This is a genomic window from Lacisediminihabitans sp. FW035, from assembly GCF_054880895.1.
The window spans coordinates 2,774,721-2,796,651 of the sequence record NZ_CM142187.1; the positions used below are offsets into that span (position 1 = coordinate 2,774,721).

21 protein-coding genes, 2 pseudogenes and 1 other annotated feature are annotated in these 21,931 nt (G+C 62.3%); of the genes and pseudogenes, 4 read left to right on the forward strand and 19 right to left on the reverse strand.

Features of this window, described 5'->3' with window-relative positions; all coding sequences use genetic code 11:
• The first annotated feature begins 1 nt into the window (after window position 1).
• Window positions 2-769, forward strand: coding sequence for an SDR family oxidoreductase (locus ACVXZ4_RS13305; protein ID WP_461795310.1), 768 nt, complete (start codon window positions 2-4; stop codon window positions 767-769).
• 157 nt (window positions 770-926) lie between these two features.
• On the opposite strand, the pseudogene ACVXZ4_RS13310 reads toward ACVXZ4_RS13305, so the two are convergent.
• The 8 genes and pseudogenes from ACVXZ4_RS13310 to ACVXZ4_RS13345 form a co-directional block, all read right to left on the reverse strand.
• Window positions 927-1,238: pseudogene (locus ACVXZ4_RS13310) on the reverse strand (integrase core domain-containing protein); the annotation flags it as partial.
• Window positions 1,239-1,354: 116 nt separating this feature from the next.
• On the reverse strand, window positions 1,355-1,849 hold the full coding sequence (locus tag ACVXZ4_RS13315; RefSeq protein ID WP_461795311.1) for a 3-oxoacid CoA-transferase subunit A: 495 nt from the start codon (window positions 1,847-1,849) through the stop codon (window positions 1,355-1,357).
• The gene (locus ACVXZ4_RS13320) at window positions 1,737-2,060 is read right to left on the reverse strand and encodes a CoA-transferase (RefSeq protein ID WP_461795312.1); all 324 of its coding nucleotides are present in this window, start codon (window positions 2,058-2,060) and stop codon (window positions 1,737-1,739) included. Before ACVXZ4_RS13320 ends, ACVXZ4_RS13315 begins: the two co-directional genes overlap by 113 nt.
• Window positions 2,057-2,980 (reverse strand): alpha/beta hydrolase, encoded by a 924-nt coding sequence (locus ACVXZ4_RS13325; protein ID WP_461795313.1) that lies wholly within the window; start codon window positions 2,978-2,980, stop codon window positions 2,057-2,059. Before ACVXZ4_RS13325 ends, ACVXZ4_RS13320 begins: the two co-directional genes overlap by 4 nt.
• Window positions 2,970-3,776, reverse strand: a complete 807-nt coding sequence (locus tag ACVXZ4_RS13330) for an alpha/beta fold hydrolase (protein WP_461795314.1) — start codon at window positions 3,774-3,776, stop codon at window positions 2,970-2,972. Before ACVXZ4_RS13330 ends, ACVXZ4_RS13325 begins: the two co-directional genes overlap by 11 nt.
• Window positions 3,777-3,789: 13 nt before the next feature.
• Entirely contained in the window at window positions 3,790-4,152 is a 363-nt protein-coding gene (locus tag ACVXZ4_RS13335; RefSeq protein ID WP_461795315.1) for a YciI family protein, read from the reverse strand.
• A gap of 14 nt (window positions 4,153-4,166) precedes the next feature.
• Entirely contained in the window at window positions 4,167-5,306 is a 1,140-nt protein-coding gene (locus ACVXZ4_RS13340) for a muconate cycloisomerase family protein (protein ID WP_461795316.1), read from the reverse strand.
• Entirely contained in the window at window positions 5,303-6,982 is a 1,680-nt protein-coding gene (locus ACVXZ4_RS13345; protein ID WP_461795317.1) for a carboxylesterase/lipase family protein, read from the reverse strand. The genes ACVXZ4_RS13340 and ACVXZ4_RS13345 overlap by 4 nt, the downstream gene beginning before the upstream one ends.
• A 15-nt stretch (window positions 6,983-6,997) precedes the next feature.
• On the opposite strand from ACVXZ4_RS13345, the gene ACVXZ4_RS13350 reads away from it, so the two are divergent.
• Window positions 6,998-7,801 (forward strand): IclR family transcriptional regulator domain-containing protein, encoded by an 804-nt coding sequence (locus tag ACVXZ4_RS13350; protein ID WP_461795318.1) that lies wholly within the window; start codon window positions 6,998-7,000, stop codon window positions 7,799-7,801.
• A gap of 385 nt (window positions 7,802-8,186) precedes the next feature.
• Here the strand turns inward: ACVXZ4_RS13350 and ACVXZ4_RS13355 are convergent.
• The 7 genes and pseudogenes from ACVXZ4_RS13355 to ACVXZ4_RS13385 all read right to left on the reverse strand — a co-directional run.
• Window positions 8,187-9,381: pseudogene (locus ACVXZ4_RS13355) on the reverse strand (integrase core domain-containing protein); the annotation flags it as partial.
• Complete coding sequence (locus ACVXZ4_RS13360; RefSeq protein ID WP_461795319.1) at window positions 9,378-9,992, reverse strand: carbohydrate ABC transporter permease; 615 nt, start codon at window positions 9,990-9,992, stop codon at window positions 9,378-9,380. The gene ACVXZ4_RS13360 and the pseudogene ACVXZ4_RS13355, both read right to left, overlap by 4 nt.
• Before the next feature lie 36 nt (window positions 9,993-10,028).
• Window positions 10,029-11,798, reverse strand: a complete 1,770-nt coding sequence (locus ACVXZ4_RS13365; protein ID WP_461795320.1) for a sensor histidine kinase — start codon at window positions 11,796-11,798, stop codon at window positions 10,029-10,031.
• Between the two features lie 27 nt (window positions 11,799-11,825).
• Complete coding sequence (locus ACVXZ4_RS13370) at window positions 11,826-13,052, reverse strand: ABC transporter permease (RefSeq protein WP_461795321.1); 1,227 nt, start codon at window positions 13,050-13,052, stop codon at window positions 11,826-11,828.
• Window positions 13,006-13,644: an ABC transporter ATP-binding protein gene (locus ACVXZ4_RS13375; protein WP_461795322.1), complete on the reverse strand. Its 639-nt coding sequence runs from the start codon at window positions 13,642-13,644 to the stop codon at window positions 13,006-13,008. The genes ACVXZ4_RS13370 and ACVXZ4_RS13375 overlap by 47 nt, the downstream gene beginning before the upstream one ends.
• A gap of 50 nt (window positions 13,645-13,694) precedes the next feature.
• Window positions 13,695-14,600: a peptidoglycan-binding protein gene (locus ACVXZ4_RS13380; protein ID WP_461795323.1), complete on the reverse strand. Its 906-nt coding sequence runs from the start codon at window positions 14,598-14,600 to the stop codon at window positions 13,695-13,697.
• A gap of 158 nt (window positions 14,601-14,758) precedes the next feature.
• Complete coding sequence (locus tag ACVXZ4_RS13385) at window positions 14,759-15,343, reverse strand: hypothetical protein (protein WP_461795324.1); 585 nt, start codon at window positions 15,341-15,343, stop codon at window positions 14,759-14,761.
• Window positions 15,344-15,463: 120 nt separating this feature from the next.
• On the opposite strand from ACVXZ4_RS13385, the gene ACVXZ4_RS13390 reads away from it, so the two are divergent.
• Together ACVXZ4_RS13390 and ACVXZ4_RS13395 are read left to right on the forward strand one after the other, a co-directional pair.
• Complete coding sequence (locus ACVXZ4_RS13390) at window positions 15,464-16,144, forward strand: response regulator transcription factor (protein WP_461795325.1); 681 nt, start codon at window positions 15,464-15,466, stop codon at window positions 16,142-16,144.
• Between the two features lie 101 nt (window positions 16,145-16,245).
• The gene (locus tag ACVXZ4_RS13395) at window positions 16,246-17,028 is read left to right on the forward strand and encodes a hypothetical protein (protein WP_461795326.1); all 783 of its coding nucleotides are present in this window, start codon (window positions 16,246-16,248) and stop codon (window positions 17,026-17,028) included.
• Window positions 17,029-17,615: 587 nt separating this feature from the next.
• On the opposite strand, the gene ACVXZ4_RS13400 is transcribed toward ACVXZ4_RS13395, so the two are convergent.
• From ACVXZ4_RS13400 to ACVXZ4_RS13415, 4 genes are all read right to left on the reverse strand, one after another.
• Window positions 17,616-18,880 (reverse strand): IS3 family transposase gene (locus ACVXZ4_RS13400; RefSeq protein WP_461795327.1). Its coding sequence is split into 2 segments (ribosomal slippage): window positions 17,616-18,577 and window positions 18,577-18,880, totalling 1,266 coding nucleotides; the frame shifts between segments, so codons are not numbered across the junction.
• Window positions 18,447-18,581 (reverse strand) — a sequence feature (AL1L pseudoknot). Its footprint overlaps the gene before it by 135 nt.
• A gap of 192 nt (window positions 18,881-19,072) precedes the next feature.
• The gene (locus ACVXZ4_RS13405; protein ID WP_461795328.1) at window positions 19,073-20,110 is read right to left on the reverse strand and encodes a hypothetical protein; all 1,038 of its coding nucleotides are present in this window, start codon (window positions 20,108-20,110) and stop codon (window positions 19,073-19,075) included.
• Complete coding sequence (locus tag ACVXZ4_RS13410) at window positions 20,100-20,687, reverse strand: ATP-binding cassette domain-containing protein (protein ID WP_461795070.1); 588 nt, start codon at window positions 20,685-20,687, stop codon at window positions 20,100-20,102. The genes ACVXZ4_RS13405 and ACVXZ4_RS13410 overlap by 11 nt, the downstream gene beginning before the upstream one ends.
• 38 nt (window positions 20,688-20,725) lie before the next feature.
• On the reverse strand, window positions 20,726-21,880 hold the full coding sequence (locus tag ACVXZ4_RS13415) for a hypothetical protein (RefSeq protein WP_461795329.1): 1,155 nt from the start codon (window positions 21,878-21,880) through the stop codon (window positions 20,726-20,728).
• Window positions 21,881-21,931: the final 51 nt, after the last annotated feature.

Consider the following 21,931-nt stretch of genomic DNA (forward strand, 5'->3'; position numbering starts at 1 on the left):
CATGGACACCAACCTCTCCGGAAAAACAGCGATCATCACCGGCGGAGGCCGCGGTATTGGCCTCACCGTCGCGCGCGCCCTGGCCGCCGATGGAGCTTCCATCGCCCTTCTTGACCTCCTCGACACCGTATCTGACACAGCCGCGCAGATCAGCGACGAGTTCGGCGTCCAAGCCATCGGCCACCGTCTAGACGTGACCGATCAGGATGCCACCGATGCTGCATTCGACCAGGTCGCCGATCAGCTCGGAGTGCCCCAGGTGCTTCTGACCGCCGCAGGCATCGAAATCAACGGCGACTCGATCGATGTCACGGCGGACCACTGGCGCAAGGTCATCGATGTGAACCTCACCGGCACATTCTTCGCGGCACAGGCCTTCGGCCGCGGACTCCTCGCGAACGAACTGACCGGCAGCGCAGTGCTGATCGCCTCGATGTCCGGACTGATCGTCAACGTCCCCCAGTGGGCGGCTTCCTATAATTCATCCAAGGCGGCTGTCGCCCACCTCGCGAAGTCGCTGGCCGTCGAGTGGGCCGCCGCCGGCATCCGTGTGAACTCGATGTCTCCGGGATACGTACTAACAGACCTGACGCAGCAGATCATCAACCGGGAACCGGAGTTACTCGAGGACTGGATCTCGCGTATCCCCCTAGGACGCATGGCGATGCCCTCAGATCTCACCGGCCTCGTCAGTTTTCTATTCTCTGACAGCTCTGGTTACCTGACCGGACAGCAAATCGTCATAGATGGCGGTTACACGTCGGTATGAATCGGCGTTTTGCGGAGCCTAACTGGACGGCGTCCGGCCCACACACATCGCGGATGCAAGGGCCCTGCCCAGAGTTCGAGCGAAAAAGACAATCACATCCTCAATACCAAGGCATGTCTCCTATGCGTGTCTAGATGATTCGCTCTGGGTTTGATTCCTATTGTTTTTCGAGGGCGGCGGTTGCCATCTCGGGGGTTTCGAGGTAAGCGTAGTAGCTGGCCTCGACTTCGGTGGGGGTGCGGTAGCCGAGCTCGGAGTGCAAGCGTTGGTTGTTCCACCACCACACCCATTCCAGCGTCGCGAGTTCGACTTGCTCGACCGTGCGCCAGGGCCCTTGCCGGCGGATCAGCTCGGTTTTGTAAAGTGCGTTGATGGCCTCGGCGAGGGCATTGTCATAGCTGTCGCCGACGGTTCCTGTTGACGGGGTGGCGCCGAGCTCGATGATGCGGTTGGTGTAGACCAACGACATGCAGCAATCGGCGATCAGAATGGGGGCACCGATTCCGAGATTGACGATGGCGCTTTCCGGGATGTCCTCGGCGACGCGCTTGGCACGCCCGCGGCGGTCGATGCCTGTCACGACGCCTACTCAGTAACGACGAGCGCGCCGCCCTCGAGCCAAGGCCTCTCCCCAAGCGCCACCACCCTGTCGACGAAGAGTCCGGGGTTCACAACGCTCTCCGGATCAATCGATCCCAGCTCGACGATCTCATCGAGCTGCGCAACGGTGGTGCGTGCCGCCGCGGCCATGATCGGCCCGAAGTTGTGAGCCGTCTTGCGATACACGAGATTGCCCCAGCGGTCGGCCTTGTAGGCCGAGATGAAGGCATAGTCAGCATGGATCGCGTACTCGAGGATGTAATCGCGCGCGCCGATAGTGCGCCTTTCTTTTCCGGCGGCGATCAATGTGCCGACCCCCCGTTGGCGTGAAGAAGGCGCCGATGCCAGCGCCCGCCGCCGGATACGCTCAGCAAGATTGCCCTGAGGAACCAGCTCGAGCTTGATCTTTCCGGCGCGATTCAGGCCATCGAACACCCATGAATCGCTTTGGCGAGGAAAAGAGCAAATGACCTTCTTCACTCGCCCAGCCTGCAACAGTGCGGCTAGGCCCGGTCTCACCGTTACCCGCGTTGTTGCTGACGATCGTGAGGCCGGAGACCTTCGTCTCGAGCAGTGCGTCGATAAGAGCGATCGGATGCCCGGCCCAGCCGAAACCGCTGAGCATCACTGTCGAGTCGTCTTCGATCCCAGCCACCGCATCGATGGTGTGATCCACTACTTTCTCGATCATTTGGTTCCGTCTGAATCTCGTCTCAAATGGCCTCGCAAGAAGGCCCCGGCGGATTTCAGGGCGGCAGCCGCTTCAGGCAGGGTCGCGGGGAAGCGCTGCCACACGTGCGGCATGTCCGGCCAGACCTGCATCTCCACGTGCACGCCTGCGAGTGCGGCCGCCCGAACAGTGCGCGTGCTGTCATCCAGGAACATCTCCGTGGAGCCGACCTGGAACAGGAGCGGCGGGAGTCCCGTCAGATCGGCGTGAATGGGCGACGCCCACGGATGACGTACGTCGGCTCCCTGAAGGTAGGCCGCCGCCCCGCCGTGCGCTCCTTCTTCGGTCATGACCGGGTCCTTGTCGGCGAGTTCCCGGAAGCTGGCGCCGTCGCCAGCCAGGTCCAGCCAGGCCGATATGCAGTATCCGGCGGCGGGCATCGGCAGCCCTGCGTCGCGGGCGCTTAGCATGGTGGCGAGCACCAGAGCGCCGCCGGCCGAGTCTCCTGCGAACACGATTCGCGACGCGGGTGTTCCGCTTTCCAGGACTGCGCGATAGGCACTGGTCGTGTCCACGATTGCCGCTGGGAATGCATGCTCCGGAGCAAGCCGATAGTCGATTGAGAGCAGTGACGCATCCGTAGCCGACGAGAGGGTGGAGGTCAGCCCCCGGTAGCCGAGCGAGGAACCGAACATATACGCGCCACCGTGGAAGAAGAGGACCACATCGTCATCCTGGTCCGAACCCGTGGTCACTCGCTCGGCGGGCACTCCGCCCAGCTGCAGCGATTCAAATCGTGCATCGTCCAGAGTCACCTGGTCGCTGGCTTGAAGGTCGATGAGCGATCGCAGCGACGCCAAATCAAAATCCGCAGGGGAAACTTCATCTCCCTCCCTCTGGAATCGCTTGAGGATTTCGGTCAGCTGTGGACTAAGCATCATTGCTCCATTCATCGGTCTTCTGGGTAAAACGAACGTAGGTTCCAAGGTCACGAATGATCGTTCCGAGATCTTCCGGTGCTTCGATCGGCGCGAGATGCGCGCTATCGATCAGGATCGTGCGGGCGCCGGAAATCCGGGAAGCGATCAACGCGCCATGTTCATCGAGAGGTGTGGAGACATCGCGCGAACCTGCGATGACGACTGTCGGCACGCAGATCTGATCGAGACGATCGAGAAGCGTCATGTCGCGTATGGCGGCCGCGGCGCCCACATACCCCGCTGGATTCATGGTGAGAAGTGCGCGATGTAGACGAGATGCCGTATCCGGATGAAGGGCGATGAACTCAGGCGACAGAAAACGGCTGGCTGCGACATCTGCCACGCCCGCCATGCCTCCTTCGCGCACCTGCGTCACACGATCGGCCCACATCGTGGCATCCATCTCTGCCGAGGTGCATATCAGAGCCAGCGCTGCGACACGGTCCGGACTGTCCAGCGCGAGCTCCATGGCGATCATTCCGCCCAGCGACACACCGGCAATGACGGCGCGGTCGACGTCTGCGTCATCCATTACCCGGCGGACATCCTGGGCGAGAAGGGAGAGAGAGAAGTCGTCGGCCGCCGTATTCGAAGCCCCGTGTCCCCGGGTGTCTATCCGCAGCACTTGAAAATCGGACAGCAGGTGCGGCATCGTCGCGTCCCAGAGCCCCATGTCGGTGCCGATTGGGTTGAGTAGAACGAGAGTCGATGCCGCGTCACCGTCGAATCTCCAGTGCAGCCGGATGCCGGTGCTCACAGTGAATGGCATTTCAGTCGGCCCCCAATAGCGTCGGACCGTCTTGCCCCGAATCCGACTTCGGAGTGTTTTCCATCGAAGGTAGGTAGCACTTTCCGTCGACATAGGCTTTGCGCCAGCGCGTTACGGTCACTCGCTCGAACAGTCCGACCAGGCTGAACGGGTCGTCGGCTATGAACCGCTCTGCATCGGCACGCACCTCGGTATCGAAGACGTAGAGACCACCGCCGAGGTCGCTGCCGTCGTCGCGGAGTTTGGCACCGCAAGCAAGCAGGCGTGCGCTGTGACGGTCCAGATAATCGAGGTGCTCGGCTCGGCTGAACGCGCGGAGTTGCTGGTGCTGGGGCTTGTCCCAGGTTTCAATCACATAGGGCATGGGCTGGTCCTCAATCAGGCTGTCGTGAGGTGGCGGGGTTCCGCGCTGTCGCGGCGGTAGCGGGCGAGCTTTTCCTCGTCGACTGTCATGCCGAAGCCCGGACCGCTCGGCACCTCGAGATAACAGTCGCGGTAGGTCGGCTGGCGCACGGTGATGGTGTCTGCGAAGAGCAGGGGGCCGAACAGTTGACAACCCCAGTCGAGCGATTCCACCGTCGAGAACATCTGCGCGAACGCTGCAGTGCCGACTCCACTCTCCAGCATGGTTCCCCCGAAAAGCGTGATTCCCGCGGCCTCGGCGATAGCCGCGACCTCGCGGGTGCGGAGCATCCCACCATGTTTGGTTACCTTGATGGAGAACGCATCGGCGGCATGGGAATGCGCGTATGCCATCGCGCTCTGCACCGTGTCGATGGCCTCGTCGGCCATGATCGGGATCGTGAAGCGCTCGGTCAGCCGCCGCATACCCTCGATGTCTTCCCGCGGCAACGGTTGTTCCACGACAGCGATACCGGCCCCTTCGAGCCTTTCAATGGCCCAGGTCGCGGTCGCTTCGTTCCATGCCTGGTTGACGTCGACGTGCACGCGCACGTCGTCGCCGAGAGCACGCTTCACCGCCGCCGCACGCGCCACGTCGCGCTGCGGGTCGTCCTTGCCGAGCTTCACCAGAAACCGATCGTGCCTACGCCGGTCGAGCATCTCTTGGGCGAGAGCGATGTCCGCTTCGGTCTCCCCGGCCCCAAGCACAAGGACAACGGGCAACCGGTCCCGTACTGGTCCACCGAACAAAGTGGAAGCAGCCACCCCCAGTCGGCGAGCCACAAGATCTACGCACGCCATCTCGACGGCAGCCTTCGCGTACGGATTGTCTTTCAACGCGGCGTCCATGGTGGACAGGACTGCGCGCAGCTGCGCCGGGTCCCGGCCGATCAACGACGGAGCCAGGTACTTGTCGATGACGATCTGGATGGCTTCGATGGTCTCCGCTCCGTACCGGGGAATCACGGATGCTTCGCCGAGACCCTCGATGCCGTCCTCGTCACGAATACGCACGAGGATGAGGCTCTGCTGGTTGATCGTGGCCATCGCGAGCTTGTGAGGCCGGACGGTCGGCAGGTCGAATAGGACCGTCTCGATCGATCTGATGCGCGTCATGGAGCCAACCCCACCCAGCCGCCGAGCGGGGGATAGCTCGATCCGAGCGCTGCCATGGCAAGCCGGTCCTCGCGCCGGGGGTCGGCAGCCAGCTGGCTGTCGTGGTCGATGATCATCGTTTCTCGCCGGTCGAGATCGTAGGGGTTCCAGTGAGGCAGTCCCGGGGCCGCAGGACGACCTGTGCGAGCGAACGCCGCCCAGGCGGTGCTGACCGTCTTGCCCAGCTCGAGACAACGCGGGTTAGGTCGAAGACCACTGAGCCCTGGGGCGCGGTCGAGGTTGTCGAACACGAAAGGCACGTCGACGACGTGGGGAGATCCGAGCCGGCCGCCGGGCTCCTCCCACGCGAAGAGGTACATGTACACAGGGGCGGCGTTCTGCGCCGCCTTGCGTTCGGCCTGCAGCACGGCGTTCGCCCGAAAGCACGCGTCTGTTTTAACTGCGAAATAGATGTCGCTCGGAGAGGCCTCCGGTCGCCGTGACCGATACGACTCTAGAAGAGTGTTGAGGGACTCGTCGCTGGCGCCGAATTTGGTGAGGTCCTTCCGCAAAGCGGCCTCATCGAACTTGCCGGCGCCCGGGGGCGTAAGCCACAGCTCCAGCCGATTCTCGTCTTTGGTCGTTCCGACCAGAAGCGGTACGGAGGCGGAGGCCGCAGGAGCGCCGGGATCGAAGGGATGATGTGGAAGCGTCGTGCCGTCGATGACCGGCATGAAAAGATGGCCGGCACGCACGGCTGTGGCGTAGGCGCCGAGTAACCGCTCCGACGGTACCTGGAGGAGACCGTAGATGTCGGTCGAGTCGATTTCCAATGCACGGAATACCGCAGCGGCCGCTTTCGAGGCCTTCTCCTGCGTCTGAGCGCTGACGATGGAGCCGCTCTGCACGATGGCCCTGTGGAATAGGCCCTGAGCGATTGGCGAGGCCAGGAGCGCGCTGATCTTTGCGCCTCCACCGGACTGGCCAAACAGCGTGACGTTATTGCAGTCACCGCCAAATCGGCCGATATTGTCGCGTATCCACTGCAGCGCCGTCACGATGTCGAGGATTCCGACATTCCCGCTCTCGGCATATTCGGGCCCGCCGAATTCGGCGAGCGAAAGAAAGCCGAAGACGTTCAAGCGGTGGTTCAGCTGCACTACCACCACGTCCTGGTCGCGAGCGAGTCGGGTTCCGTCATGCCACTCGGCATCGCCCACGCCTCGTGCAAAGCCTCCCCCGTGGCACCAGAGCATGACCGGACGTTGTGCGCCGTCGGAGACCGAGGGTGTCCACACGTTCAGGACGAGGCAGTTTTCGCTCATCGGTCGAAAGAGATTCTGGTTACCGATGAAGAGGTTGTCCGCCGGGTCGTCGGCTGCGGACACTTCGGGCCCTCCGGGCGGAACGAACTGCACGGCCATCGGCCCGTAACTAACCGCGTCGCGGATTCCGTCCCACGAATCGGGCTCCCGGGCGGGCTGAAATCGGTACGCCGCGCTCACAGAGGAGCCATAGGGGATGCCTTTGAATACGCAGACATCACCGTAACGCGTGCCGCGCACTGTGCCGTGCGCGGTCTCGGCGATGGGCTCATTACTCATGAGTCGATACCTCCATTGGTGTCGAAACCAATCTAACATATGTTTCGCACAGCGAATTGATTTTCGCATAGCGAACGGAAGCTTTGCCCCCATGAGAGGATCGGTAGCATGTCCGACTCACGACGACCACGCCTCGAGACTGCCAACTCCGTCGTCCTCGTCAATTCCTTTTCTCGGGGGCTGTCCGTCATTCGCGCATTCGACGCCGATCATGCTGAACTCTCACTAAGCGAGGTTGGGCGTCGGGCCTCTCTCCCTCCAGCCGCGGCACGCCGCTTCCTCCACACACTGTTGGCTCTTGGCTACGTTCGCACGGAGGGACGCCTGTTCGCACTCACTCCGCGGGTGCTCGAGCTCGGCTTTTCGTATCTGTCGGCGCTCTCGCTTCCAGACATCGTGCAGCCGCATCTCGAACTGCTGTCTCGCCAGGTCGGCCAGTCGGTGTCGGCGGCCGTCATCGATGGCACCGACATCGTGTACGTCGCCCGTGTTCCCACCAAACGCATCATGAATGTGCGCATCACGATTGGAACCCGGTTCCCTGCATATGCGACGAGTACCGGTCGCGTCCTGCTGTCGGCGATGAACGACGCCGAACTCGCCGCAGCAATCGATGCAAGCAGCCTTACCGCGCTGACTGGACGCACCATGACCGACCCTGGTAGCCTCCGCGCGGAGCTCGCGAGGGTCCGCGATCAAGGATGGTCGCTGGTAGACGGGGAGCTCGAACCAGGAATTGTCTCGGTAGCCGTCCCCTTACACGGCCGAGACGGCTCAGTGGTGGCAGCAATCAACATCTCAATGAGCGCAACGAACATAACAGAAGGGGCCCTCGACCGTCGGTTCTTTGACTACCGGCGGGAGCTGCAGCTGACCGTGGCGGAAATTGAGAAAGAAATGCGCTTGATTTAAATACGCTCGATCTACAGCGCAGTGCAAGTCTGACCGTACTCACGGCCTCATCTCCGCGTCGGTCAGCGGATCACCTGGAATGCAACCCAGGGCGATTCAGCTCTTGGCCCGATCGAACGACGTTCGCGCTCGGCCCCTTAGCGCCCATGTGCGCGTGCACCACCACGACTTCTGCCGACGCCGACGCTGCGCTTACTACCGCTCTTACATGTCGAAGATCGGTTACTGATTCGGCCTGGGCTTGGTTCCTAGTTGCTTCCCTGTCCTGTGATGTGTCAGGACTTCGGTGACGAATCTGTGTCAGGAGATAGGTGACATTCGATGTGTCAGGACTTCGGTAAGGTCCGGCTGCGGACGCTTTTCTTGGCCCGCGGGGTTTGCCGTTGCTAACGTAGCGGGTGCCTGGTTCGGGCCAGGGGTGTGCGATGAGGAGTTCGCCGGTCTTGACGTCGTAGAAGGCGATGGTCCTCTCATCGCGGACGATGGTGACGAGTGTTCCGGCGAGGCGGCTACCGATCTGGAACTTCACCCCTTGGACTTTGATCCCTCCGCTGGCAGTGACGTGGCGGGTGTTCTCCGGAAGGAGCGCGCCCTTGGCCGCGACAGGTGACGGCGACGGGGAGGCTGGCGTGAGTGGCCGGGGCGGGTCAGCCACGGGTATCGCGTCCCAGGCCTGCTGCGGGGTGACATGTCCAGGGAGTTTTTGGTGGGGGCGTTCGGTGTTGTAGATCCGGTCGAACTCATCGACTTGCCTCTGGAGTTCACCGAGGGTCGCAGCGAAGGGCTGCTTGTCGAGGAAGCGGAACAAGGTCTGGTGGAAGCGTTCGTTCTTGCCCTGCGTCGTCGGTTTGTAGGGCTTGCCGGTGATCGGCTTGACTCCGAGCCGGGTGACGTAGTCGACGAGCTGGCCGACGATTCCACGCCGGGACGGTTTCAGCGCGACGCCGTTGTCCGTCAGGAGTCGCTGCGGGACGCCGTGCGCAGCAATGCCTTTCCCGACGACGTGAACGGCAGCATCCGAGGTCTCGCCGGCAGCGACGTGGGAAGCGATAGCAAGGCGGGAGTGGTCGTCAAGGAGTTGGAAGATGACGCATTTGCGACCTCCCGTGAGCACATACTCGGTCGCATCCAGCTGCCAGCACGCATTCGGCGACGGATACACGAACCGGCGAAACGACGCGCGCGGGCGTTTGTTCGGTGCCGCCCTGGCAACACTCGCGTCGCGGAACACGCGCGATAGCGTCGCGTTCGACGGGGCGGGTAACCCCATCGCGATCATCTTCGCCCGCACGCTGATCGGCCCATGGTCCAGTCCCGACTGCTCCAACGATGCCCGCACCCCCAGCGACTGCCGCTTCACGTCCTCGCTCAACCGCGTCGGCGACGTTCGTGGGGGCCGACTTCGGCTCGAGCACCGCGGCGGGTCCATCGGTGGCGGCTCGCGCGCGCAGGAGATAGAACGTCTTCCGGGAGATGCCGTGCTCTGCGCAGAACGTCGTCACCGCACCACGCGGAGCATCCGAGGGCCACTGCGAGATCGCAAGACGAACACGGGGATCAACAGCATCATTTTGGCTCATCCCTCGACTCTGGAGGGAGAAGTATCACCACCAAGAACCCCAGAAACGTCACCGAAGTCACGACGCAGAACTGTCACCGAAGTCCTGCGACATAACACACCCATCCGAGGATCGGCACAAAGTACCAACCAGAAACGAGCGCAACTGATGATTGTTGCGAAGAGAATGACCCCGATCGCGCTGGCGTAGCCACGCCGCTGGCTGATGAAGGCGGTGTGGAACAGAAGGAAGAGCAGGACATTGGTCGAATCGCCGGGGCCGCCGCTGGTCAGCAGCTGGCCAGAAGCGAACACCTCGAGCGATCCGATGGTGGTCAGGATGCTGGTGAGCAGGATCGTCGGCGCGATCATCGGGACGGTGACGGCAAGGAACGATCGCCATGGGCTCGCCCCATCCAGCTGGGCCGCCTCCAACATTTCCTCCGGCACGCTCTGCAGAGCTGCGGCGAACAGCACGATATTCATTGCGACACCTTTGAATACCTGGACCGCGACGACCGAATTCAAAGCTGTCGACGGATGGAACAGCCAGTTGGGGCCGTCGATGCCGAAAAGCTTCAGGAAGCCGTTAAGGCATCCGTCGGGTGCGAGGAGGAAGCCCCAGGTCACCATCGATGTCCTTCGATTTCCGTGGTCGAGTGCCCAAGGTCAGTCACCAACGGATTCGCGGCCTCGGTCCAAGGTCACCGTGAAGACGGTCCCGCTCTGGTCACTGCGAACCGTGATCCTTCCGTCGAGCACGTCGACGAGCGCGCGCACGATGGAGAGCCCGAGGCCGGTGCTTTCGCCTTCCCGCATGCGGGAAGGATCACCGCGCCAGAATCGGTCAAAAATGTGTGGAAGATCGGCTTGGGAAATTCCGCTCCCAGTGTCAGCGACCACCAGTCGCACGTCGTCTCTCCCTCTTTCTGCCGTGATCTGCACGGAACCGCCCGGTGGCGTGTGCCGGACAGCGTTTACGATGAGGTTATCGAGCACTTGGCGCAGTCTGTCGGGATCAGTCTCCACGACGATCGGTCCCAGAACCGCAACGTTGAGCGCCGGGCCGAACGCGCCCGGCCGGTGTCCGGCCACGACGTCCTTGACGAGGCTTGCGAGGTCGACGGGCTCGAGGTGGATAGGCAACTCCCCCGCCTCAGCGTTTGTCAGCAGCTGTAGATCGGTGGTGATCCGTTGCAGGCGCAAAGCCTCCTTGAGCAGGATTCCCCTCAGCTCTGCCTCTGAGACTTCCATGCCGTCGTCAGCCGCCTCGAGCCACCCCCGGATGTTGGTGAGCGGACTGCGCAATTCGTGCGCGATGTCGCTGAGCAAGCGGCGTCGGGCGTCCTCATGGCCCGCGATCTGGTCGGACATCCGGTTGAACGCGTCGTTGAGGTGCTTGAACTCGTCCCGTCCGGTCACACCGAGACGGTCCGTTCGATCGCCGCCCGCGAAGCGATCGACGGCTGCGGTGAGCGCGCGCATTCCACGGAGGGTAGGCAGAACGATGATTGTCGAGGCGAGCAGCACCATGAGCAGGATCGCGGCGGCCACAACGGCGATCCGTGCCCGGGAACCCGGGCTGAGATCGAGCAGTCCACGCTGATCGCCTCGGTAATCGGTGATGAACAGGTCGAGCGCGGGGGCCGTCCACATTGCTGCCTGATCGAGCCGTGCACGCAACAGGCATTGCTCGGCAGAGGGCGACGACTCGTCGACCGTGACCCGGATCGTGAGCTCGCGGGGAAGGTTTTCCAGATCATCGAGCGCGAAGGCGACGGTAGCCGCGGCCGGCTCGTCACGTGCAACCCTGCATGCAGATACTAGGCCGCTTAGCTGGTCGAGAGCAGCTTGCTCCGCAGGCAGTGGGGTGTTGAGCGCGGCGCGCCCGCAATCCGCGAGGTCGGATCGTGCACTCACTGTGATCCTCCCCGTTTCCCACACGGCACTTGTCGCATTGTCCTCGCCGAGACAGTCGACGACCTTGGCGGCAAAACTGCCCATTCTGGCTCGGTCCTTCACGTCCAGCTCGAATGCCCCGGTGACCCGCGGATCGATCGTGAGATTACCGTCCCCTGGAGGCACCGCTACCAGCTGCAGTGGATCGATGCGGCTGCTTTCACCGGAGGGCAAGGGCAGGTCCGGACGTGTGTCGAGGACAACCGTTCCATTGCCGGCGATCAATGCGACGCGGCGCTGCTTAACGTTAGCTATCGACTCCAGGTAGCGGTCGATCCCGTCCCACGAACGATGACGTCCTGCCCAACGAATTAGCGCACCGTAGATTTCTTGGTCTTTAACAGAGTTCGCCTCCGCCTGGGGTTGGTTGTAACTTATGGTGCTCGTGGTGGCGAGCCATATCGCGCCGAACGCCGAGAGCACGGCGATTGCCAGACCAGCCGCCAGATAGCGGCGCAGCATGCGCGAAAGGGGCCCCACGCCACACCTCCTTGTTAGAAAAGCCGATCACTCCGAGGCTAATGCGGTTGTCGGCGACTGACGCGCCGCTCGAATGGACGGCGCAAGACCCGCCAGTATGCCCGTGGAAAGCGCCGCCACGAGGCTCGCAACGATCGTCTCCCACGGCACGACAAGGGGCCAGCTGTTGCTCACCGCCCATGTTGCGGCCGCGACCGCACCCAGGACGACTCCGCCGAATCCGCCGACAAGACAGAGCGTCACGGCCTCGGTGAGGAACTGTGCAAGAATCTGGCCGCGATGTGCCCCAAGGGCCCGGCGCAGTCCTATCTCCCTTCGCCGCTCAAGCACCGAGACGAACATCGTGTTCGCGATACCGATGCCGCCGACTAGCAGCGCGACACCGGCCAGCCCCAGAAATAGTCCGGAGAACGCGGTCTGAGTCTCCTTCTTCGCCGCAAGAACGCCCGACGGCTGGCTGACGACCACCAGGCCGCTCGCCCTCGGTGAGAGTGTGGACGCCACAACTGAGCGGATGTCTTCGATCGACGCTTCATCCGCCAACACATACGCAACGCTTGGCCTGCCGTCGAAGCCGAGCCAGCGTTCCGCGGCCTCGCCGGTGACTAAGGCCGCGGACTCCAGGTCGGCGGCCAGCGGTGTCGGTGCCAGCACACCCACCACGGCGAAATCTACCGCCCCGATGGTGATGGTGACCGAACGATCAGGGAGCTGCCCCAGGCCGAGCCTGTTCGCAGCGTCCGAGCCGAGAACTACTGTTGGGAGCTCCCCGGGGACAAGCCAGCTGCCATCGGCGAGAGAGCCGCGAACGACTGCCAGGAGATCTGTCGAGACGGCGAGCGCAGTGATTCCGGAGTCGGCGTCTGGTTGGCGGTCGCTCCTGCGTACGGGAGAGTGAACGTTCGCCGCGGTGGCGGCGGCGTGAACAGGGCCGATACGCCTCAGCATCCCGACACTTTGTGCCGGCAGGGTTACAGGGGTCTCGCCGGGTAGGGGGTCCACTCGGAGCATGTCGGCACCCAGCGCCGAGAGCCGGTGTTCTAACGCCGCTTGCGATGAAGCAGGGATACTGGTGACTACCATCACCGTCGCGAGGGCGATCGCGACTCCCAGTGCGGAGAGCGCCGCGCGAAGCCGTCGCGTGCGCAGGCCGATGGTGCCTACTGCAAGAAGGTCCTGAACGCTGAGTCGGGGTGCGCTTGGTCGCCTAAGCACGCGATGCCGCCCAGGACGAATCGGCGACCAGGTGGCCATCCTGCAGCTCGATGCGACGTGGCAGACGATCCGCGATCTGATTGTCGTGGGTGATAACCACAACGGTTGTGCCTTGGGAATTGAGACTTTCGAGCAGGCTCATGATGCGTTCTCCGTTCGCGGTGTCGAGTGCGCCGGTGGGTTCATCGGCAAGCACCACTAGTGGGTCGGTTACGATCGCCCGGGCGATGGCAACCCGCTGTTTCTCGCCTCCAGAAAGCTGCTGGGCGCGGTGGCCGATCCGTCCTGCGAGTCCCACCCGGTCGAGCGCGTCGCGCGCAAGCGCGGATCGCTGGCGGCGAGGGGTGCCGCCGTACAGTAGTGCAGTCATGACATTTTGCTCGGCGGTAATCCCGTCGGTCAGATGGAAGCCCTGAAAGACGAAGCCGATCGTATTGCCTCGAAGCCATGACAGCTGGCGATCGTTAAGATCTCGCGTGTCCGTGCCGCCAACAAGCACCGTTCCCGTCGAGGGCAGGTCGAGGGTACCCATAATGTTGAGGAGGGTCGACTTGCCTGACCCCGAGCGGCCGACGATCGCCAAAAGCTCAGACGGCTGGATAGTGAGGGATATCCCGTCGAGGGCTGCCACTCCTCCCGCGTACTCGCGACCGATCGATCGAAGCTCGAGTGCCGGCGCGCTCATCGGGCCGTCACCACGGTGAGGCCCTCCGTGACGCCCTTCCCTGACACCTCGACGAAGTCGCCCGCGAACAGGCCTGTGGTCACCGCGAGAAGCGAACCCGACGGCGTTTGCAGCGCGTAGCCGCCCTCCCGCAATGCGAGCAGCGCGGCGATCGGCACAACGAGCGCGCCGATTCGAGTCTCTGCGGCGACGCTCACCGACACCGGCGAGGCGACCGTGTCGCCGGTCGCGGCCTGATCGTCGAGAGCGATCGTGATCCCTAGGGTTGGCTCCGCGGAGGCATCCTGACCGTCGTTTATCACGGTGGCGACGCTCGCCACGTGACCGCTCAGTTTGGTTCCGTCCACGAGCGTCGCTGTGACGGGGGCGTCGACGGCAACGGCACCGGCGCGAGAGGCCGGAACATCCACCACGACTGTCTTGGTTAGACCGGTAACCGTGAGCGACTCCCCCGGGGCGTCACCCACTCGCGATGTCACGCTGGCGACACGGGAGGGCTCCGGAAGAACTTGGACGTCGCCGGGAGCAATCGTGCCGGTCGGCTCCAGACCAAGGTTCTTCTGCCACGCACGCAGGGCAGCTGACAGGCTAACACCGGTCACTGCCTTCGCCGGATCGGCGACATTCAGCAGTCCGAGAGCCTTGAGGTTGCTCGCAACCATCGACACGTCTGCGCCGCGGAGACCTGGCACATCGAGGGGCCGGTAGAGCGGAGTGCTTCCGAGGAACACCACAAGAGGGCGCTCATCGATCCGCAGAAGCTGCGAGTTGCGGTCCAGCGAACGGCCCGCCTCGGGCAACCACGTTATCGTGCCGGTCCCGGCGATTTTGAGTGGGATCGGCGTGCCGTAGCCGAGGGTCCCCTCCAGAACGCTGGCGGTGGACAGATCTTTTCGCTCCACGCTTATTGTCGGACCTTTGATCACCGCCTCTTTCTCGACTGGAGCGACTCTTACGGTGAGCAACAAAGACGCGATCGCAGCCGCTGTGATTGCTGTAGCCGCGGCTATCACGATGACAGTAACTCGTCTTCGCCACCACGGTGCTTTCGGCTCCGACATCATTTGGTCGCCGCCGAGACGGTGCGCTGACATTCGGAGGTGTACTGCAACCCGAGCGAGATGGATCGGGAGTCGTTGTCTGCACCTCCGTAGGCGATACTGACTTGCCCTGACCCATCGTCTGGCGCAATCGCCACCTTGGTTACTCCTTTACCCCGAAGGCAGTCGACCACTCCCTGGACGAAGGCGAGTGCATCGGGGTTTGACCTGTCAAGCTCCCACGGCGGGAGAGGGCTGACGGCAGCGCAGAACGCCTCTGCCCCCTGATCTGCCGAGCCGGCACCGGTCGCCGCGCCGCTCTCTTTCTTCCCTTTCACGTGCCCACCCTCGTCCGCGATGCAGGCAACGTAGTTCTTATACGCGGCTTGCTGTTCCCCGTCAGTCATATCTAGACGTAGTCGGATGGGTTCTCCATACTTCTCGAACAGCGGGTTGGTCTCGGACGTCGCTTTCGGGTGGGGAGTCGCGAGCGACGCGATCTCCCCCGCACGCTCAGAGCCTGGGGCGGAACTACAACCGGCGAGTAGTGTGCACGTGACGGCCATCGCGGCAACGAAAGCCCAGGATGTATGGGTGGATTGCATGCTTCCTCCTGAATGGTTGAAAAGTCCACTGTCGCGTCCAAATGTGAAGAACCTGTGCTTGTCGAATGCGAAAGATGTGCCGCTTGCGGTCGACGACACCGAGCCCCGTAGAGTTTCGGAATGACGAGAATCGTTGTGGCGGAAGACGACGAGCTGCAAGCGTCGCTGCTTGAGCGATACCTCTCTCGCGAGGGCTACGAGGTCACCGTGGTCTCCAGCGGTACCGCGGCCCTCGATGAGGTTCGCCGCGCCACCCCGCACCTACTCGTGCTGGACGTGATGCTTCCCGGCATGGACGGCCTCACTGTCAGCCGCAAGCTTCGCGACGAGCACGACCTAACCCCCGTGCTCATGCTCACCGCGCGCGCCACTGAGAACGACATGCTGTTGGGCCTCGAACTCGGGGCTGACGACTACATTTTCAAGCCCTACAGCCCACGAGAACTCGTAGCCCGTGTGCGCGCCCTGCTGCGACGCACCCGCCAGGATGACTCGGCGACCACCATTGAAGTCGGCGAGCTCACCATCGACCCACGCCGAAGAACTGTTCGAGTGAGAGGGAACGACGTCGCCCTGACTCGCGCCGAGTTCGATCTCCTCGAGGAACTGGCGGTACACCGCGACGCGGTCCTCAGTCGCAGCCAGCTACTCACTCGCCTGCACGGCAGCGACATCTACATCACCGGCCGCACGATCGACGCACACGTCAAGAACCTCCGCCTAAAGATCGAAGTCGATACTCGCAACCCGGTCCTTCTAGTCACCGTCTATGGGGTGGGCTACAAGCTCGTAGGGCTTTAGATGCATTTGGCAGTCAGGGTAACCAAGCTGTAGGGCACGTCAAGTCAACTGAACCGACAGCAGTCCCCATCCTGGTAGACGGCAGCTGGTACGTGAATTGGATGCCGAAATCGCTGATCGAAGCGTCGCGGAAAGTAGCCGCAACAGAAGCAGCTCGAGACGAAGCGAAAATTGTCGTCTACAAGACGGAGCATCCCACCAAGAGAAAAGGCCCAAGCTTCGAGGACGTCCAGACCGCCATGAGGAACCTGGCCGACAGTGAAGAAGCCCTCCCGAACCTTCAGCGAAACATCGATGCTCGCGAGCCATATCGAATGATCCCGAAAGGGCGGCGCGACGCCGACGGGTACCAACGGTTCAGCTATCCTCCGCTGAACAAGATGCTCGTGCAGCCCAAGGTTGCGCCAAAAGTGACCAGTCTCACAATTCCGCCAACTCTCCCGATCAACGATGCTGTGGCATCCGGAAAACGATCCGGGCGGAAGGCAGCAACTGAAGACACTGCCGACGCACATACCAAACGACAACCGATCAAATTCGGCCAGCACCTTCCACACAAGACCGTCGAGTGGCGGCGGCAATATGGACTGCGCAGTCTCGTTGAGAGCTCGAATAACCTCTTGAAAACGGTCCCCCACGGCGATATTGGCAATCCCAAGAAAAGGTCCGGACGCGGATACGCCGCGCTTTACCTGACTCTGACATTCTCAGTCGTCACATCCAATCTCCGACGAATCGCAACCTTCTTCAAAGCTGAGGCTCACCGCCTCCAAGACGCAAGTTCAGGACTAGTCGCAAAGCACAGAACGAGGCGACGGCACGACGCACTCGGCGCGCCGCTGGTTCAATCCGACCGCGAAAGCCCGCCAAGGCAAACCGCCTAGTCCAGATCGCAATTCCTACGAAGAACCCACACAATTCGGCCTGCCCAAACGCAGGCCGAATTGCTGTTTAACCGGAGAAGGCAGCGAGTGAGCGCCAAGATCACTCAAGTTGACGGCGCAAAAAAAGGACCGGGACGACTTTTAAGTCGTCCCGGTCCTTCTTCAATCAATATCCGGAAATTACGACCTGCATTTCCGGAATGACCCTCTGTGGGTGGTTCCGCAAATCCATATAGCCCGGGAATGATTGGCCACTTTCCGAAGGACGGATTGGTGATTCCAGGCTTGGCTTGAAAAAGTTCCAGCTGAACTCTATGGGTGCGAATCGCCAACAGCCAGCGGTCCTGGGGAAAGGGCAAAGAGATGACTAGCGTGTCGCGGTTGACCTACCCTTTTGCGACTTAATTGCGGGCGGGTCTTACGGACACGGCGATAGTTGCGTGCCGCTGATCGGCGATAGTTGCGTGCCGCTGACTATCGATCGGCGCCAGCGACACTGCCCCGGCTTTGGGGAGCGTTAGGTGGATCTGTCGCGATCAACGTCCGTCTTACGGGCTGAACCGCTCTGGGTTTGATGGAGACTCGCGCTATTTGATTTCGACCGCCTGCTGGTGGTCGGTTTGTTCAGCATAGAACGCTGTCTCGAACTCAGCGGGTGGGATGTCGCCGAGGTAGCCGTGGAGTCGCTGCGTGTTGTGCCAATGGACCCAGCCGAGGGTGGCTAGTTCGAGATCTTCCACCGTTTTCCAGGGGCCCGGGCGTGCGGGCCCTCGGACGAGTTCGGTCTTGTAGTAGCCGTTCACCGTCTCGGCGAGGGCATTGTCATACGAATCGCCGACCGTTCCGATTGAGGGTGTCGCGCCGATCTCGGCGAGACGTTCCCCGTAGCGAATAGACGTGAATTGACTGCCCGCGTCGCTGTGACACCGCAGGTCCTCATGGTGGGTGCCGCGACCCCACCGAGCCATCTCGATTGCGTCCAGGACCATGTCCGTGCGCATGTGACTGGCGCACCGCCAGCCAACGATCATCCGCGAGAACACGTCGACGATGAAGCAGACATACGCGACTCCGGCCCAGGTTGGCACGAAGGTCAAATCGGTGACCCAGAGCCTGTTCGGGCTGGTCGCGCTGAACTCACGGTGGACAAGATCCGGGTGACGGGACGCGGCAGGATCAACCCTCGTTGTCTTGACCCGTTTTGTCCGAGTTGCGCCCTCGATGCCAGCCGCGCGCATCAACCTGCCCGTCTGGTCACGGCCAATATCGATACCGGCCCGACGTGCAGTCTTCCAGAGCTTGCGGACCCCATAGACGCGGTAATTGTTCTCCCAAATCGTCACCAACTCCGGAACCACGACGGCGTCGCTGACCGCTCGCGCCGATGGGGCGCGATCTTTCGCGGCGTAATAGGTGCTCGGAGCCATCTGCAACAGACTGCAGATGGGCTCGACTCCGAGCCGGCGACCTTCGAGGACATCGTCCTTGTTGGTGTCAATGAACGCGACTACTTCCGGTGTTGGCGGTCGAGCTCCGCCCCGAAGAAAGACGCGGCCCGCTTGAGTATCTCGTTGGCCCGCCGAAGTTCCCGGTTCTCCTGCTCGAGCTCCCGAACACGCCGCGCCTCCACCGTCGTCACACCCGCCACGTGACCGTCGTCAACATCGGCCTGCTTGACCCACATCCGCACCGACTCGAGCCCGTAACCGAGCTGCAACGCCACGCGTTGAACTGTCCCATGCTCGGTTCCCAACTCCGCTCGCAACGTCCGCACCATCCGGACCGCTGAGGCCTTCTCCTCTGGCGAATACCGACGTGTCGTCGGCTTCCCCACTGATCGTTCTTTCGACATAAACCCATCCTCGTTTCCAAGGTCAGGAGTCTCCAAGAAACCCAGAGCGGTTCAGGCAGCCGTGAACTCGAAAACTTTTGGCAGCGGCGATGTGCCCAAGGTGAGCGTTGCGTATACCAAACGCTTCCATTCCGCCATAGACAGAACACCCGTCACCCCGGTCAACCAAACCGTGAGCGGTTCCTAGCTGCGTTAGCGGTCTTTGGCTAGGTCGGTAGGTTTGCGGAACGGCAGATCGATTCCGATCAGAGTGGCGATCATCGTCCATAGTGCGCCGCTGGCCACTCCGATCAGTATTGTTGCTGCTGGGTCGATGAGGCTGGGTGTGAGCGCCGCCGATGCGAGTGCGGTTGCGAGAACGAGGCAACCCGCAATCGCGAACTGCTCGATGAGCTGGATGAGGGCGAGCGAGCGGGGGGATGTGCCCGACATTCTGTAGGCGGCCCACTCCCCGGTGCGGAGACGGTTAAGGGCTCCGGCGGTGATTGCACCTGCGATCGCAAGTATGAGAGGGAGGAAACGCTCGGGCCGGTTGAGGAAAACTGTCACGGGATCGCGCGGCTCAGAGAATCTGTAGCTGGCAGAGACTGGCCCGCCGGTTGACTGGAGTTCAGCGGTGACGCGCGACGACACCGCCGGCTCGCTGGCTAGTTCACTGATCTTCACGAAGCAGCGACTGCCGGTTCGAATCGCAGGTGGCAGACCGACGACGATCGCGGAATTCGTGCCGATGACGTCGGGCTGGCTATCGCCCACCGACGCGGACTGGATGGTGCTATCCGGCATTCGCAGTGTGAATCGCTGCCTCGTATCTCGCAGCGCCGCGCCTACCACTGCACCACTGACATCCAGAGTTGGCAAGAGCGTATTGCTCGCCTCGATAACAGGGATGTCAGTCCCGACCTGCACAAAGTCGAAGGAACCGGCGGCGATAAGCAATCCCGAGGAAAGCACGTCCGGGTCCCTAGTGAGCGCCTCGCACGACGCCCGGTCAATGGCGACCGGGGAATTCTCATCGGCCGCGGCTAGGACGAAAACACCGCGACCAGACTGTGCTTCCTGGGCAAGTTGTTCGCGCAACTGCACCGATTCCCAGGCGGAGTAGAGCGGGATCGCTACCCCGATGATCGTCGCGAAGACGAGCACGCCATACAAGCGCGATTGCAGTGAAAAGACGTTCTTGGCCGCCTCGCGAGCGAGCTGTCCAGGCGCCCATCGGTCACGCTGCATTGGTGTGCTCCGACCGCAGTGACACTACTGCCTCCGCAGCATTGATAAGTATCGGATCGTGCGTGGCGACGATGATTGTCGCCCGACTACGAAGGCCGATGAGAAGCTCGGCGAGTACATAGGTGTTCGCTGCGTCCAGGCTCGCAGAGGGCTCATCCGCGAAGATCAGCGGCTTCGAGGTCGCGAGTGCTCGCGCGAAACTTACCCGTTGGAGTTCGCCGCCGGAGAGCACGCGTGCCCCCGCGTTCGCGCGGGAAAGCAAACCGACGTCCGTCAGTGCTCTTTCGGCGATCGCATGGGAGGCGGCGAGTCCCCGGCCCTCGGCCAGTGGCGCGATCATTACGTTGTCCAGCGCTGTTCGAGTGCCGAGCGCGTTTGCTCCCTGAGGCACCCAGGCAACCAGGGCAGGGTCGGGAGCGGTGAATTCGCCGTCATCGTTCACAAAAGAAACGTTGCCGCTATCGAGGCGTTGATAGCCTGCCATCACCGCGAGAAGGGTCGACTTGCCGCTGCCCGACGGCCCAACCAGCGCGGTGACACGTGCATTGTTGAAGGTTGCATCTACTCCCTCAAGCACGCGTCGATCTCCGAAGGACAGTCGGCCCTCGGTCACAATCACTTGCATGTGGCGCGCACCGTCGGCGGTAAGGCCGATGGGTCTCGGACCACCCGAGATCCGATCAATGTCGTTGGTACGGCCACCGAGCCAAGCTCGCCCCTGATCAGGTCCGGTGCTGACACCCGAATACTCCGATAGGTCTTTGATTCAGCAACGAACACGCAGGCGACATCGCTACCGGTCAAATAGATCGATCCGCTCGGCACGACGCCAACCCGCGCTGGCGATGCGACGGAAAGCACGGCGCCTGAATATATCGTTTGACTGCCTTGACTGCCTTGACTGCCTTGACTGCCTTGGCTGGTGGCGCTGACGGAGCCTGATGTCGTGGCCGCCACAAGCAAGCCCAGCACACTGGAGCTCTCTGCCGGTGTGAGCGATAGCGACTCGATATCGACGTGAGCGGAGCCAGACGTCAGTCTGAGCGTCCCCGTAGGAACGGTTGGTTTTTGGCTACCTCCTCCGGACACGACGAATTTCACTGAGGTCGGCACCCCGGCGCTTTCGATAAGGACATCACCAGCACCAACGGTGTCGCCAACTCGCACCTTCACTACTCCGACCGAAGTTGAGTCGGCGGGAACCCAAGCCACGTTTGCCGCGCTGAAGACCCCGTTCGGTGTGACACCGATGGATTTCGCGTAGGCGGAGGCTGCTGCGGCCAGGGAGCGCCCATATGTCGACGAGATCGAAGCAGCGGGGAGTAGACCCAGCGACGCAAGGAAACTTCCGAGCTGGCTTACGTCGTCACCCTTCGCCCCGACGCTCAGGTCCCGGAACAGCGGGGACGGTTCAATATACGCGCGGATCGTGGTGCCACTGACATCGATGAGTGGAGTTCCGTTCACCATCGGCGAATTCGGTGCGACCTTGACGGCAGTTACAAGGCCCGATGTTGCCGACTTCACCTGCGAGGAGGCCGAGGTTACCGCGGTAACGTCGACGGCCTGTCGTGCAGCATCGAGTCGGGATCCAACCGCCACCGTTACGGGCGCGCGCGCTGCAAGGGCAGTGGACTCCATCGATTGCGAGAATGGCACCAAGGTGACGAAAAGTAGCACCGGAATGACCCACAGCGCCACTAGTGGAAGCACGAACGCAATCCCACTCCGCGGTCGCCCGCTCGCGGAATCACCCTTCGACATCGTCATCGTGTCAGAAATCTAACATCGGCGAGCATCCTTCGGGTCTGCACAGACGTC